The organism is Sediminibacterium soli, assembly GCF_009939225.1.
Lineage (GTDB): Bacteria > Bacteroidota > Bacteroidia > Chitinophagales > Chitinophagaceae > Sediminibacterium > Sediminibacterium soli.
Window position 1 is genome coordinate 230,177 of the sequence record NZ_JAACJR010000008.1, and the last position, 14,288, is coordinate 244,464.

Here is a 14,288-nt window from a genome sequence, read left to right on the forward strand (position 1 = left end):
TCTGTCCCGCCCCTGTAAGGCGGGACTTTTTGTACCAGCGAAACAGGTTACACCGGAAAACTGATCTTACCCATGCTAACCGCCGGTATGGAACGGTTGCCCGTTGCCGGGAAACCGCTGCCGGCGACCGTTTCGTTGGCGAGGATGGCGAACAGTACTGCTTCCTTGGCATCGGGAGGAACGCTCAAACCCGCGGTGGTATCTATGCGGTGCGGGCTCAGTCCGCTGCGCAGGTATTGCATCAGCAGGGGATTGTGAATGCCACCGCCACTTGCATACAGCACACAGGACATGCCCTGCGGTATGGTTTGCTGAACGGCAGCTATGATCGTATTTGCGGTAAAGGCCGTAAGCGTGGCCATGACATCATCCGCGACGGCATTGCCGGTACCGGTTTGCTGCAGCGCTTTTTCGAGGTAATCCAGGTTGAACAGCTCGGGACCGGTGGTTTTTGGAAACGGCTGGCGGAAAAATGCATGCTCGCATAAAGCCGCCAGCAAATCGGTGTTTACCTTTCCCCGGGATGCCATGGCCGCGTCTGCATCATAGGGCAGCTGGTAATATTTTCTCGTATAAGCATCGAGCAGGGTATTACCGGGCCCGGTATCGGTGCTGAATACTTTTCCCGCATCCAGGTCGCCGGGCAGCCAGGTGAAATTGGCAATGCCACCCATATTGAGCAGGATGCGGTTTTCGTTTTGTTTGCTGAATGCGAGCCAGTCGCCGTATACTGCCAGCGGTGCTCCTTCCCCTCCTGCCGCTATATGTTTCTGCCGGAAATCGCTGACCGTAATGATGCCGGCGGCAACGGCCAGGTGGTCGCCATCGCCGATCTGTAAAGTAGCGTTACCGAACTGCTGCAGGCCATGCTGATGCAGCGGCGCATGGTAAATGGTTTGGCCATGACTGGCCAGCAGGTCTATATCTGACGCTTTTCTGTTCCACTCAGCCAGGCACGTGTTGATCATGACCGCGTGCTGCCTGGCAACCCATGCGTTTAACAGGCAAAGCTTCTCCAGGTCTACCTGTTTTTTGGCAAACACTTCCCTGATCTCGGCGCGGAACGCATCCCCGTAAGGAATGGTCGAAAATGCTTCCAACTGCAGGTGCATGCCCGTGCCGCTGCCGGTAAAACGGCAAAGGGCCAGGTCCAGTCCGTCAAGCGAAGTGCCGCTCATCAATCCCAGTATCCGCCTGTTTTCCTTGCCCGCAATGCGGCATAATTGCTCAATCGATTGCTTCATTTCTGCGGCTTTTTGATGACTTTTAAATAAATATCTGCCAGAATTTGCAGCTTTTTAAAAAAAAATCCGCAAATTGTTCTTCAACAATGCTTACATGCTTAAGAAAGAACGGCAGGCTTATATCCTCCACCAGGTGAGTCTGCACAACAGTGTTTTGTCGGCCGACCTGAGTCATGCGATCAATGTATCGGAAGACACGATCCGCCGCGACCTGAACGAGCTGGCCGATGACGGAAAACTGATCAAGGTACATGGAGGCGCTTTATCCAAATCGTTCAACAGTTTTTACCTCCGTTCCGATGTGTACAATGTAGACAATAAAAAGCGGATCGCCGAAAAAGCGGTGTCGATGATCAAGGACGGCATGTTTGTGATCACGGGCGGGGGCACTACGATCATTGAAATGGCGAGGCTGTTGCCGGAAGACCTGAAAGCCACATTTTTTACCGGCAGCATACCGGCGGCCTATGAGTATTCGCAGCATCCGAATATCGAGCTGATTTTTATCGGGGATAAGATCGCCAAAAAATCGCAGATAGCGGTGGGCGGTGAAGCGATCAACCGGATCAGACACATCAAGGCGGATCTTTGTTTTTTAGGCATCAATGCGATCGATATACAGCATGGTGTTACCGATAACGACTGGGATATTGTGCAGGTGAAAAAAGCCATGATCGAATCGGCTTCGCAGACCGCGGTGATGTCGATCTCCGAGAAACTGAATACCACCCAGCGTGTACGCGTCTGCGGTATCAGCGAGATCGATGTGCTGATCACCGAGCTTGAACAGGACGCCCCGCAGCTCCACCCCTTCCGGGAAGCGGGTCTTCCTATTCTGTAAAAGAGTTGGAATAGTAACATTGATAGTATCAGACCCCGCTTTTCCAGGCAGGGTCTTTTTTTAGTGGAATAGTTATTGCAGCATAAGTTACTGTTAATTAAACCCGTATTCGATACCGATTAATTATCTTCAGCACAGAAAACCGGTGCGTGCGGAAATGATCCCTTTTTTGCTGCGAAATATCAAAACCATACTTCTTGTTTGCTTCATGGCAGGTGCATTTGGTATGGAAACCTGCGCCCAGGATCCGGCTCCCGCGGATACCGTTTTTTTCCTGGCACATAAAAAAGGATTGCTCGGCAGGATCGGCAAGAGTCTGTCCGTCAACAACCCCGATCTTCCCGTACAGGACAGCGCCAAAAAGAACGAGGATGCATTTGCGCCGTTCAGGGGAAAACGCATCCGGTATATTTTTATCCAGAAGATCGGCTTCGAAAAAAATGTGAACGACACGGTAAAAGTGGTCAGGAATATTTTCAGCCGTATCGGCGATGCCCTGCATACCAGTACCCGGCAAAAGATCGTTCGGAACAATCTTTTTATGACGGAAGGCGATACGCTCTATCCCGCGCTTGTGGCCGATAACGAACGCTACCTGCGACAGCTCAGCTATATTCAGGATGCGCGGATACTGGTGAAAGAGATCGCCAGCGACAGTGCCGCCGTAGACCTGATCGTCGTCTGCAAGGATGTATTCCCGGTTGGCGGCAGCATGCAGTCGGCCACCGGAAACAGTGTGTCTTTTGAAGCCAACGACGATAACCTGGTAGGTACCGGCAACCGGCTGCAACTGGAACAGCTGGTAGACGGCGATCGTGCTCCCCATTACGGCTTTGGCGTGGAATTCCTGAAAAGGAATATCAACGGCAGTTTTATCAACCTGTCCGTAGGTTACCAGAACCAGGCTGCCACCTACAACAGCGGCCGGCGCGAAGAGAAAGCGCTGTACCTGCGGGGAGAACTGCCCCTGGTGAGCCCGTACCATTCCTGGACCGGCGCTTTCGAACTGGCCCGGCATACCACTTTTAACGGGTACCGCGAAGACTCTTTATACAATGCCGCGTTCAAATACAATTACCGCCTGTTCGACGGATGGATCGGTCATAATATCGGCGCAAGAAGGAATCTCAAAGACAACCTGCGCTCAAGGTACCGCAAGCTGGTAGCGGTGCGTGCCATTCACCGGGTATTCGACGATCTGCCGGATGCCTACAAAGGCACGTATAACATCGGGTATTCCAACCTGAGCAGCCTGCTGGCATCGTTCAATATTTTTGAACAGGATTTCTACCATACAAATTTCCTGTATGGCTTTGGCCGTAATGAGGATCTGCCCGAGGGTTTCAATATCAGCGTTACAGGCGGCTGGAGCAAACGCGACAATATTTCCAGGGCATACGGCGGGTTTGAATACCGAAGGAGTTATTTTTCGCGCAGGCAGGATTACATTAATTACCGACTGAGCCTGGGCGGCTATTTTAACGGCGATCGTTTTGAAGACCTGAGTTTCCTGACGGGCCTGGATTTTATCACCAAGCTGCGCAAACTGGGCAGCGGCCACTGGTATATGCGGCATTTTCTGAGCGGAAGCATTACGCAGCTGGCCAATACCATGCAGAACGAAGTGCTGCGTATTGCAAGTGATTTTGGTATACCAAGACTCAACGACCCCAACCTGCGGGCAAGCACCCGCATTACACTGAACGGTGAATCGGTGTTCTACAATACCTGGAAATTACTGGGATTCAGCTTTGCGCCGTTTGGCTTCGCCAATGTTACCTACCTGAAATCCATCGGCAGGTATTTTACTACCGGCGATATCTATACAGCCATCGGCGGCGGCGTACGCACGCGCAACGAGAACCTGGTTTTTGGCACGATGGAAATGAAACTATATTATTACCCCCGCACCACCGGCGGTATCAGTCCCTGGAACATCACCTTCAACAGCGAACTGCGTTACCGGTACGAGACACAGCTGATCCGGAGACCCGATTTCCCGGTACTGAACTGATGGTTACCGGTACAACCGGTCACAACGGCACTGCAGTCAGCCTCTGCTGCCTGTCTGCTGTCTATGCGGACAAACCAACCTTATCCAAAATACAATTCTATCAATGGCTGGTGCAGCAGCGCCTGTGTGAATATGGCGATCACTGCCAGGAAATACAGGACCGAAAAAAGAATGGTAAGGATACTCCTCCTGGCAATATAACAACCCACCAGGGGCAATACCTGCAAAGCATGCATGCCTAAAAAATGGGCAAGCCGCAGTTCACTGCTTTGCTGTTTCCAGTTAACAAACGGAAGACCCGAACGCCCGTCGGGCGAGCCTATGTTCCAGCCGGGCAGCGCCGTCATCAGGTTTCCCGATATGGAAAACAGCACAAAACCCAGCAAACCCAGGCGTATGCCCCATAGATAATGCCGCCTGATATGCGGTAAGGGCAGCACAAAGAACAGCCACATAAAATACGCAATATACAAAGAGATGACCGCAACACCGAGTGCCATTATGGTCATCAGCAGTTCGTTCAACTGCTGGTCAATAACAGTATGCGTCAGTTCTTCGTGCAGGGCAAATACAATCGTGTAGCCGTCTTCAAAAAGAAGTATGACCCCAAGCACCCAGCTGAACCATTGTATGCTTTGCTTCCGGTGCAGGTAGTCCATCAGCCAACCGATGGTCCAGACAAAAACCGTGGTCTCTGCCAGGAACCTGGCCGGTCGTATCCATGCGCCGGGAGCATTGCCGGCCAGCAGCATCAGGCAACAGCCCATACAGCCAATCATACACAGCCATCCGAAACCGAACAGCAGCGCATTTCTTTTTTTCAGTTCCTGTAACCATTCGCGCATAAGGCGGTTTGTGAAGATGAAGCCGTGGCCGCAACCTGCGGCATCCCTGCCGCAAAAAAACTATGCCCTTACCCGATACCGGAAAGACTGCCGCCTTTGGCGAACAACCGGTCGATACGCTTTTCCACCGCAGGATCTTTTTCGAGCACGGGCGCATGATGCGGTTTGATACGTGCGTCGATCACCAGCGGTCCCCTGCATCCCCAGTGTTTGTATTCGGTAAAGGATGCTATTCCATAGATATCGTGTGAAGGATTGCAGCGTGTGAAGGTTACCCAGAGGAAATTTGACAGCTGCTTCGCCGTAAACCCGCTGTCGTCACAAACAACGATCAGGGCAATACCCGCCAGCTCCGCTGTCTTTGACAGCAACCCGCCGTTCAGGCGTTCCATTTCCCGCTGGCTGGTGTCGTAAGAAACAAATTTATCGCCCTGCAGACAGAGTACGCCCGGCATGGCCAGTTGCGGGTTAACCAGTCCGGGCAACTCCTTACAGCAACCCGGGACCTCCGTCGCGAGTGTTCGTTTGACTTCGCCGTATGCTGCAAACACCACTTTGCTGCCCGTATTCAATCCCGTTCCGGAATAATCGAGTGTATCGATGGTGGTTTTTGCATGAAAATGAATATCGCGTGAGAAATCGATTCTTTCGAGCACATACTCCAGGAAACCCTGCACAGGCCGGGTTGATAAACGGCGCTTATCATCAGCGGTAATAAACAGGAATTTGGCAAGACTAAGCTGTCCTGTTCCCAGAATATGGTTGGCAATGGTCAGCAGTTCTGCCGGCTGCCGCGTTGGCGCATAGGGTGTATACCGTTCGCTGCCCACGGCCAGCAACAGCGGGTGCACACCCGCGGCATCCACCGCATGCACTTCTTTCAACCCGGGAATTTCTTCGCCAATGGCGTCGCCGGTTATTTCGTGTATCAGTTCTCCGAAGCTGGTGTCTTCCTGCGGCGGCCTGCCCACCACGGTAAAAGGCCAGATGGCATTTTTCTTTGCGTATACTTTGTGCACCCGCATTACGGGGAAAGGATGGGTAAGACTGTAATAACCCAGGTGATCACCAAACGGTCCCTCGGGTTTGTTATCATTCGGAAATACCTCTCCGGTGATCACAAAATCGGCATCGGTGCTGATGCAGAAACCGTCGCGGTAAGTATAGCGGAAACGCCTGTTGCCAAGCACGCCGGCAAACCGCAGTTCGCTGATACCCTCGGGTAATGGCATGACCGCTGATACGGAATGGGAGGGCGGCCCGCCAACAAAACAGCTTACTTTCAGCGGCAGTCCTTTTGCATTGGCCTTGGTCTGGTGAACACCTATGCCACGGTGTAGCTGGTAATGCAATCCTATTTCCCTGTCGCGCACATACGCATTGCCCGTAAGCTGCACACGGTACATACCCAGGTTTGATTTCATGATGCCCGGCTCATCCATGTCTTCGGTGTATACCTGCGGCAGCGTAACAAATGCGCCGCCATCGTTTGGCCAGTGATGAACCAATGGCAGGTCGCTGATCCGCACTTCTTCGTGCAGCACCGGTTGCGATACCGGGTTCTTCAGCGGAAAAGCCCTGATGCCCGCCAGTCCGGCGCGGAGATTACGGACAGGATGTTTCAATGCCTGCAGGGGATCGTTCTTCAGAGCGATCAGTTGCTGCACGGCAGGCAGGGTATCCCTGAAGATAAACCTGCTTCTCTCAATCGTTCCGAAAATATTGGAAGCCGCCCTGAACCCTGAGCCTTTTACGCGCTCAAACAACAAGGCAGGGCCTTTTGCCTCATACACCCGCAAATGAATAGCCGCCATTTCGAGATAAGGATCCACTTCCTCTTTGATACGGACAAGCTGGCCATTCTTCTCCAGATCGGCCAAACATTGCTCAAGCGATGAATAAGGCATACGCAAAGATAATCAGGAGCGGCTATAGTTGTACTGCGGTCAAACGTATGCACAACCCTTCATCAATCTGCCCAAACCAGCTACCTTTACAGCATGACAAAGCTCAGTGTGAACATCAACAAATTTGCCACTTTGCGGAACAGCAGGGGCGGTAATAATCCGGATGTAGTAAAGGCGGCGGCGGATGCGCAGCGTTTTGGTGCCGATGGCGTTACCGTGCACCCGAGACCGGACGAAAGACATATCCGCTACGAAGATGTAAGACAGATCAAAAAAATCATCACCACCGAATTCAATATCGAAGGCAATCCCACCGAACAGAAATTTGTTGACCTGGTACTCGAAACCAAACCCGACCAGGTAACCCTGGTGCCCGATGCACTCGGGCAGATCACCAGCAACCATGGCTGGGATACGCTGCTCCACAAAGACTACCTGTATGAGATCGTTTCGGTGTTCAAAAAAGCCGGTATACGCGTGTCGATCTTTGTGGATCCCGTGATGACCATGGTTAACGGCGCTCTGGAAACGGGCACCGACAGGATAGAACTGTACACCGAGCACTACGCGCTTGTCTACGCCAGCGGCAAACACGAAGAAGCGGTGGCGCCTTATACAGCCGCTGCCGCACGCGCAAAAGAACTGAAGCTGGGCCTCAACGCCGGGCACGATCTTGACCTGCATAACCTGCGATTCTTCAAACAGCGTATCCCCTATCTCGACGAAGTGAGCATCGGGCATGCACTGGTCTCCGATGCGATCTATCTGGGATACGAGAATACGGTGCAGCTGTACAAACGGCAGTTGCGGGATGCGGACTGACAGATCGCGGATCCCGTTTTTTTACGGCGACAACTCCCCCCATCCCGGATCCGCAAAACCAGAATTCACCAATCGTTGTTATCTTGTTTTTATGAAAAATATCCTGGTTATCGTTTTCTCTTTTGTCTGGGTATGTTCGTTTGCACAAGTGAAACCCCTGGGGCCTCTACCCACCAAACAGCAGTTACAATGGCATGAGAAGGAATTTTATCTTTTTGTTCATTTTGGCCCGAATACATTTACCGAAAAGGAATGGGGCGATGGCAAGGAAGATCCCTCTGCATTCAATCCCTCCGGTCTGGATTGCGCCCAATGGGTAAGGATCGCCAGGCAGGCGGGTGCAAAAGGCATCATCCTCACGGCCAAACACCATGATGGGTTTTGTCTGTGGCCAAGCAAACACAGCACGCATACCGTAAGGGAAAGCAAATGGATGAACGGGAAAGGCGATGTGGTAAAAGCACTGTCCGAAGCCTGTAAAAAAGCCGGACTGGAAATGGGTATATACATCTCTCCCTGGGACAGGAACCACCCTGACTACGGAACCCCGGCCTACAACGATGTGTACATTGCCACCATGAAAGAACTGCTGACCCAGTACGGAAAGTATTTTGAATTGTGGTGGGACGGCGCCAACGGCGAAGGCCCCAACGGAAAGAAACAGGTATACGATTTCCGCCGCTTCCAGGATTCAGCGCTCAAATGGCAGCCGCAGCTGGTTATATTCAGCGATATCGGTCCGCATATACGCTGGTGCGGCAACGAACGGGGTTTTATCGGCAACACCAACTGGAACCTGCTTGACACCGCCGGTTTTCAGCGCGGTCATGGCGCACCCCCGACCGATACGTTGAACAGGGGCAATGTATACGGAAAGAACTGGATACCCGCAGAAGCAGATGTATCGATCAGACCGGGATGGTTCTATCATGCATCGGAAGACAGCAAGGTAAAATCGGCGGAAGCCCTGTTCAACCTGTACCTGCATTCGGTGGGCAATGGCGGCAACCTGCTCCTGAATGTGCCGCCCGACAGATCAGGCAGGTTTCATGCAGCGGATTCTGCGGCGCTGGTAAACTTCCGGAAACTGAGGGAACAGGCTTTTGCCAAAGACCTGCTCAGCGGCGCTGCGGTACATACCACCGACAGGAACAAAAGCAACCTGAAACATATTACCGATCATCGCAACAATACCTACTGGGCCGCCGAGGCGGAAAGCAATGCCGGGCTGTCATTTACGCTGCCCGCCAGGCAAAAGATCAATGCAGTGGCGCTGGAAGAAATGATCAGCCTTGGGCAGCGGGTGATCAGCTTTACGATCGAGGCCGAAGCAAACGGCGTCTTCCGGAAAGTATTCGAGGGCACCACCATCGGCCGCAAAAAAATCGCGGTGTTTCCCGAGACCGAAACAAAACAGCTGCGCGTAACCTTTACCGGTGCCAAAGCCGCACCGGTGATCAGGGGGATTTCGGCGTATCATTTCGGTATGTAGGATTAGTGGATTGGCGGATTATTTTATTTTTGTGGCACGGAAAAACGCTTCTCAACGCCGGAAAAAAAAGGAATCCGCCAATCCATAATGCGCGAATCCGCCAATCCATAACCGTGCAATTCCTTAACTTGCAGCATGACAACCACTCCTACCGTAGGCATCATCATGGGCAGCGACAGCGATCTGCCGGTGATGAAAGCCGCAGCCGATATGCTGGCTTATTTCGGTATTCCCTTTGAACTGACCGTTGTATCGGCACACCGCACGCCGCTGCGTATGGTGGATTATGCAAGTACCGCAAAAGAAAGGGGACTGAAAGTGATCATTGCGGGTGCGGGCGGCGCGGCGCACCTGCCGGGCATGGTGGCGTCTATCACCACCCTGCCGGTGATCGGTGTTCCCATCAAATCTTCGAACTCGATAGATGGCTGGGATTCGGTTCTGTCGATCCTGCAGATGCCCAATGGCGTACCGGTGGCCACGGTTGCCCTGAATGCAGCCAAGAACGCGGGTATACTTGCCGCACAGATACTGGCTGCACACGACGAAAATATTTCGGCGTCGATTGCACATTACAAACAGGAAATGGGACATGAAGTAAGCGGCAAAGCGGGCAAACTCAAAAGCGAATGGCCCAACGGTTTTGACGAATAAGTTTATCCGATCACGCCAAAGCCTTTGTTGAAACCGCCGGAATGATCGTAGATCTTCTGCAACCAGGCCCTTCCCTCCCTGGCATAATACAGCGAAAAATTATCGATCCGCTCCTGCAGACTGTTGTTCGGGAACAGTGCTGTTTTCAGCTTCGCTATCTGTTGCTGCTCCGAATCGAACATTTGTTTTTCCGCACGCAGCAGTTTTTTTTCCAGACCGGTTATTTTTTTCACCGCTTTTGTTTCCAGGGAAGCCACATGCTCCACCAGGCTTTTATCAACCGCCTCGGCGATCTTTTTCAGCTGCGCATAGAAAGTGTGCGCCTGGTTTATTTCTTCGGCAAGACTTAACTGGTGCCGGGTTTCTTTTTTAACCAGTTTGTTCAGGAGGAACTGTTCGTCGCGGAACATATCGGTCAGGGAAAATCCCAGTTTACCGATCTTCTCCGACTGCTCTTTTGTCATCAGCAGGAACGAGTTTCGCAGCATCAGGACCGGGTAAGGGATCTTTGCCCCGGAAAACACGTCTTTCAGTTCGAGCCAGTAAGCCAGTTCTCCCCCGCCTCCCACAAATGCCACATTCGGCAACACCGTTTCCTGGAAAGCGCCGCGCAGGATCACATTGGCGCTGAACCTGTCGGGATACGATTCCAGTTCCTGCAGTATTTCTGCTTCGGTGAAGGAAAGACCCAGCGTTTTTACCTCGTATTTTCCGTTGATGCGCTCTATCCGTTCACGCTTGTCGTTCAGCAGGTAAAACAAATTGATCTCCCGCCCACCGGCCTGAACCTTGTATTCTTTCGGAAGACGCGCTATCGTTTCGCTTACCGTTTTATGCGAAAAACCTTCGGTCAGTTCTTTTTTTACCACCGGGCTAAAGGCTTTTTTCAAACCGGCATTATCCGGTACCAGCACCACCAGTCCGTAAGCACCAAACAAGGCGTTCACCAGTTCCAGCGTGGCCTGCTGGATGGTTTTTCCCTCGGTATAACATCGAACAAACAATTCGTTCAGTTCATTGCCATAGGGCAGCACGCCCGTTTGCCCGTATATTTCCCTGATCAGTCCGGTCAGGGCCTTGTCCACTTTCATGCGGCCCACGGCGCCTTTCTGGCTGGTTTGCCATACCAGTTTTCTACCGCCAATATTCAGGTAGCCGAGTTCATCAAGGTCTGCATCTTCGCTGCCCATATAATACACAGGAACAAAATGATGTCCGGGCAGCTGCTCATTCAGCTCATCCGCAAGCCTGATCACATGGAGTACCTTGTAAATAAAATAAAGCGGCCCCGTAAAAATATTGGGCTGGTGGGCGGTGGTAACGGTGAAGGTATGCTGGTGGGCGAGCGACTGTATATTGGCGGTTACTTTTTCACCGGCAGCCATTCCCGCATATTGCTGCGTCAATGAATCAACCAGCAACTGCCTGGGCGTATCGAATGCCCTGCGTGCCGCCACGGCATCTTTGATACCACTGATATCGGGTGTATGCAGGTAAAAGCCTTGCAGGGGTGCAGCGTAAGAAAGATAGTCGGTTACGATCTTCGAAAAATACCCGGTGCTATGATAAGGTAGATAGTTAGCTGGCTGATCCGTCATAAGGAATAAAAATACGATTTACACCCGACTGCTGTTCCCGTTCCTACTTTTTAACAGTAACGGCGGGCAGTTGATTACAGCAAACCCGGTGCCCGAATGTCTTATCGGTCAAAACGACCCGGATCGAACGGTGCGATATCCATACTGAGTGTCTGTTCATTCAGCACCTCACTGACAAGTTTGCCGGTGGCAGGGCCAAGACTCAGTCCCAGCATGGCATGACCGGTAGCCATGACCACATTGTTCCATCGTTTGGTGCGGCCGATATACGGCAATCCGTCTGCCGAGCAGGGCCGGTACCCGTACCATACTTTGTCGATGGAAGGCATTGGTATCCTGAATTCGGGATAGAATCTTTCCACCGCCCTGAGTATTCCCGCCACACGGTTCATACGCGGCGGTGTTTTGGTGGAGGTGATCTCCATGGTGCCGCCAAAACGGATCTTGTTGCCATCCATCGGCGTCAGCGCCACCCTGCCTTCTACCAGCACGGCGGGATGGTTGATCCGATAAGGTGCATCTTCCAGCGTAAGCGAATACCCGCGGCCGGGTATCAGCGGTATGCGTATATCCATCTCAGCCGCCAGTTCACGGGTCCACGAACCGGATGCTACCACTACGGCATCGGCTTCGTAAACAGCGCTTCCGGTTTTCAGTCTGCGGATCTTACCGGCGCTGTGTTCGAAACCTGTTACCTCCTGGCCGGTCACCAGCCGTACACCCCTGCTTTCCAGACCGGCAATCAGTTGCTGCATCAGTTTATTGGGATAGAGATGCGCGTCGCACTTAAAGTACACCGCGCCGATCGCGTTGACCTTTGTCTGCGGTTCCATCCGCTGCACCGCAGCCTGGTCCAGCAGCTGCGTGTCGAGCAATCCCAGCGCGTGGGCTTTGGCAACCGTATGCTGCGCATGCTCTGCTGCGGCAGCAGTCTGGAACAATTCCAGCAGCCCCTTGTGTTCATAGGCAAACCCGAACCCGGGAAGGTTTTTCCAGTCCTCGTACAACTGCTGGCTCAGTATCGCGATATCACGCAACGGCACCGCCGATCGCTCCACATGCTCCGGCGTTGCGGAACGCATGAACTTAAGTCCCCAGTCGATCAGGCTCCTGCTGAATCTCGGCTGCACATAAAACGGGCTCTGCGGGTTCATCATCCATTTGAATCCCTGTTTGACAATGCCGGGCGTGGCAAGCGGGATAAAATGGCTGGGACAAACATACCCTGCATTACCATAAGAGCAGTTGTTGCGCATATCCGTTTTATCGATCACTGTAACCTCATGCCCGCTTTCACGCAAATACCAGGCAGCACTCAAACCAATGATGCCGCCGCCGATAACGATCACTTTCATGCTGTAAACTTAGGGGATTGGGAAGAGAGGAACAAGGAATGGGGAACAGAGGAGCAAAGAGCAGAGGAACAGGGAACGGAGGGCAGGGGGCGGAAGAGGGGGCGTTTTCGGGTGGGGCATTTCGCTTTTGCAGGTTCGGGCAATCGATTACATTTGTACAGACTGCTTGCAATATGGAAACATACGGGAAGATACTGTTGATAGCGATGCCGTTTTTCCTGGCGCTGGTGTTACTGGAGAAATGGTACGGATGGCGCAAAGGCAGGGATACCGTGCGCCATATCGATATGGTATCCAGTCTTGCCTCGGGCATCACCAATACCACCAAGGATGTACTGGGACTGAGTATTGCCATCATCAGTTACCAGTGGCTGCTGCGGCATGTGGCGGTTATTCATGTGCCCGCGGGTTTCTGTACCTATCTTATCGCGTTTGTGGCACTGGACCTGGCAGGGTACCTCACCCATCGTATCGACCACGAGTACAATTTCTTCTGGAACTCGCATATCATTCATCACAGCAGCGAGGATTTTAACCTGGCCTGTGCGCTCAGGCAGAACGTGTCGATATTCGTTCGCATGTTCACGATTTTCCTGCTGCCCGCTGCACTGCTGGGTGTTCCTGCGCAGGTGATCGCCGTAGTGGCGCCCCTGCACCTGTTTGCACAGTTCTGGTACCATACACAGCATATCGGCAAAATGGGATTTCTGGAAAAGATCATCGTTACCCCCTCCCATCACCGGGTACACCATGCCATCAACAAGGAATACCTCGATAAAAACTACGGACAGATATTTATTTTCTGGGACAAATGGTTCGGCTCTTTCCAGGAAGAACTGCCGGGCGTTACACCCATATACGATATTACCCGGCCCGTACGCACCTGGAACCCGATCAAGATCAACTTTATGCACCTGTGGTTGCTGGTTCAGGATGCCTGGCGTACCAAAAACACGAGAGACAAACTCCGCATCTGGCTGATGCCAACGGGCTGGCGGCCCGCGGATATGCCGGAGCGATATCCGTTATACAAGATCGAAGACGTGTATGCTTTTGAAAAATACGAAACAAAAACAACCCCGGCTTTTACCACATGGATCTGGATACAGATGGTATTGCTGCTGCTTTTTGTAAGCTACCTGTTTGGCAATATTGCTGCCGTGGGAAACCCGGGAATATTTGTCTATGGCGCTTTTATCTTCCTGTTCGTGTATGCCATGACAGAACTGATGGATGCCAACATCAATGCATGGGGATGGGAAACCGCCAAAATGCTGTACGGTCTTTCTATCCTGTATTATAACGGCGGCTGGTACGGCTTACCCGACTGGGCCGGTTACCTGCTGACCGCGTATTTTATTGCATCGCCCGCGATCACCGTATTCTTCCTGAAAAAACAACGGTCGGTAACATCGGCCTGATAGCTTTCCGCCACTGTCATTCATCGGCCATATCTGTCCCGGAACCGTTTTTTTCCGGCGCATGCCGAACTAAAAAATCGTGCCAGCCAATTACA

11 protein-coding genes are annotated in these 14,288 nt (G+C 52.4%); 6 read left to right on the forward strand and 5 right to left on the reverse strand.

Features of this window, described 5'->3' with window-relative positions; translation table 11 throughout:
* Nucleotides 1–47 precede the first annotated feature (47 nt).
* The gene (locus tag GWC94_RS08235; protein ID WP_161834570.1) at nt 48–1,244 is read right to left on the reverse strand and encodes an anhydro-N-acetylmuramic acid kinase; all 1,197 of its coding nucleotides are present in this window, start codon (nt 1,242–1,244) and stop codon (nt 48–50) included.
* A 94-nt stretch (nt 1,245–1,338) separates the two neighbouring features.
* Between GWC94_RS08235 and GWC94_RS08240 the strand changes: the two genes are divergently transcribed.
* The gene (locus GWC94_RS08240; protein ID WP_161834571.1) at nt 1,339–2,085 is read left to right on the forward strand and encodes a DeoR/GlpR family DNA-binding transcription regulator; all 747 of its coding nucleotides are present in this window, start codon (nt 1,339–1,341) and stop codon (nt 2,083–2,085) included.
* Nucleotides 2,086–2,293: 208 nt separating this feature from the next.
* Nucleotides 2,294–4,099, forward strand: a complete 1,806-nt coding sequence (locus GWC94_RS08245) for a BamA/TamA family outer membrane protein (protein ID WP_161834572.1) — start codon at nt 2,294–2,296, stop codon at nt 4,097–4,099.
* Nucleotides 4,100–4,179: 80 nt separating this feature from the next.
* On the opposite strand, the gene GWC94_RS08250 is transcribed toward GWC94_RS08245, so the two are convergent.
* Complete coding sequence (locus tag GWC94_RS08250) at nt 4,180–4,944, reverse strand: hypothetical protein (RefSeq protein ID WP_161834573.1); 765 nt, start codon at nt 4,942–4,944, stop codon at nt 4,180–4,182.
* A gap of 68 nt (nt 4,945–5,012) precedes the next feature.
* The gene (locus GWC94_RS08255) at nt 5,013–6,851 is read right to left on the reverse strand and encodes a UbiD family decarboxylase (RefSeq protein ID WP_161834574.1); all 1,839 of its coding nucleotides are present in this window, start codon (nt 6,849–6,851) and stop codon (nt 5,013–5,015) included.
* A gap of 93 nt (nt 6,852–6,944) precedes the next feature.
* Between GWC94_RS08255 and GWC94_RS08260 the strand changes: the two genes are divergently transcribed.
* The 3 genes from GWC94_RS08260 to purE all read left to right on the forward strand — a co-directional run bounded on the left by GWC94_RS08260 (nt 6,945) and on the right by purE (nt 9,819).
* Entirely contained in the window at nt 6,945–7,673 is a 729-nt protein-coding gene (locus GWC94_RS08260; protein WP_161834575.1) for a pyridoxine 5'-phosphate synthase, read from the forward strand.
* 91 nt (nt 7,674–7,764) lie between these two features.
* The gene (locus GWC94_RS08265) at nt 7,765–9,165 is read left to right on the forward strand and encodes an alpha-L-fucosidase (RefSeq protein ID WP_161834576.1); all 1,401 of its coding nucleotides are present in this window, start codon (nt 7,765–7,767) and stop codon (nt 9,163–9,165) included.
* A 135-nt stretch (nt 9,166–9,300) separates the two neighbouring features.
* Nucleotides 9,301–9,819 carry a 5-(carboxyamino)imidazole ribonucleotide mutase gene (purE, locus tag GWC94_RS08270; RefSeq protein WP_161834577.1) on the forward strand — a complete coding sequence of 173 codons (519 nt, stop codon included), beginning with the start codon at nt 9,301–9,303 and terminating at the stop codon, nt 9,817–9,819.
* A gap of 2 nt (nt 9,820–9,821) precedes the next feature.
* On the opposite strand, the gene bshC is transcribed toward purE, so the two are convergent.
* Complete coding sequence (gene bshC / locus GWC94_RS08275) at nt 9,822–11,417, reverse strand: bacillithiol biosynthesis cysteine-adding enzyme BshC (RefSeq protein WP_161834578.1); 1,596 nt, start codon at nt 11,415–11,417, stop codon at nt 9,822–9,824.
* A gap of 101 nt (nt 11,418–11,518) precedes the next feature.
* The gene (locus GWC94_RS08280) at nt 11,519–12,772 is read right to left on the reverse strand and encodes an NAD(P)/FAD-dependent oxidoreductase (protein ID WP_161834579.1); all 1,254 of its coding nucleotides are present in this window, start codon (nt 12,770–12,772) and stop codon (nt 11,519–11,521) included.
* 173 nt (nt 12,773–12,945) lie between these two features.
* On the opposite strand from GWC94_RS08280, the gene GWC94_RS08285 reads away from it, so the two are divergent.
* Nucleotides 12,946–14,193, forward strand: coding sequence for a sterol desaturase family protein (locus GWC94_RS08285; RefSeq protein WP_161834580.1), 1,248 nt, complete (start codon nt 12,946–12,948; stop codon nt 14,191–14,193).
* The last annotated feature ends 95 nt before the right edge of the window (nt 14,194–14,288 follow it).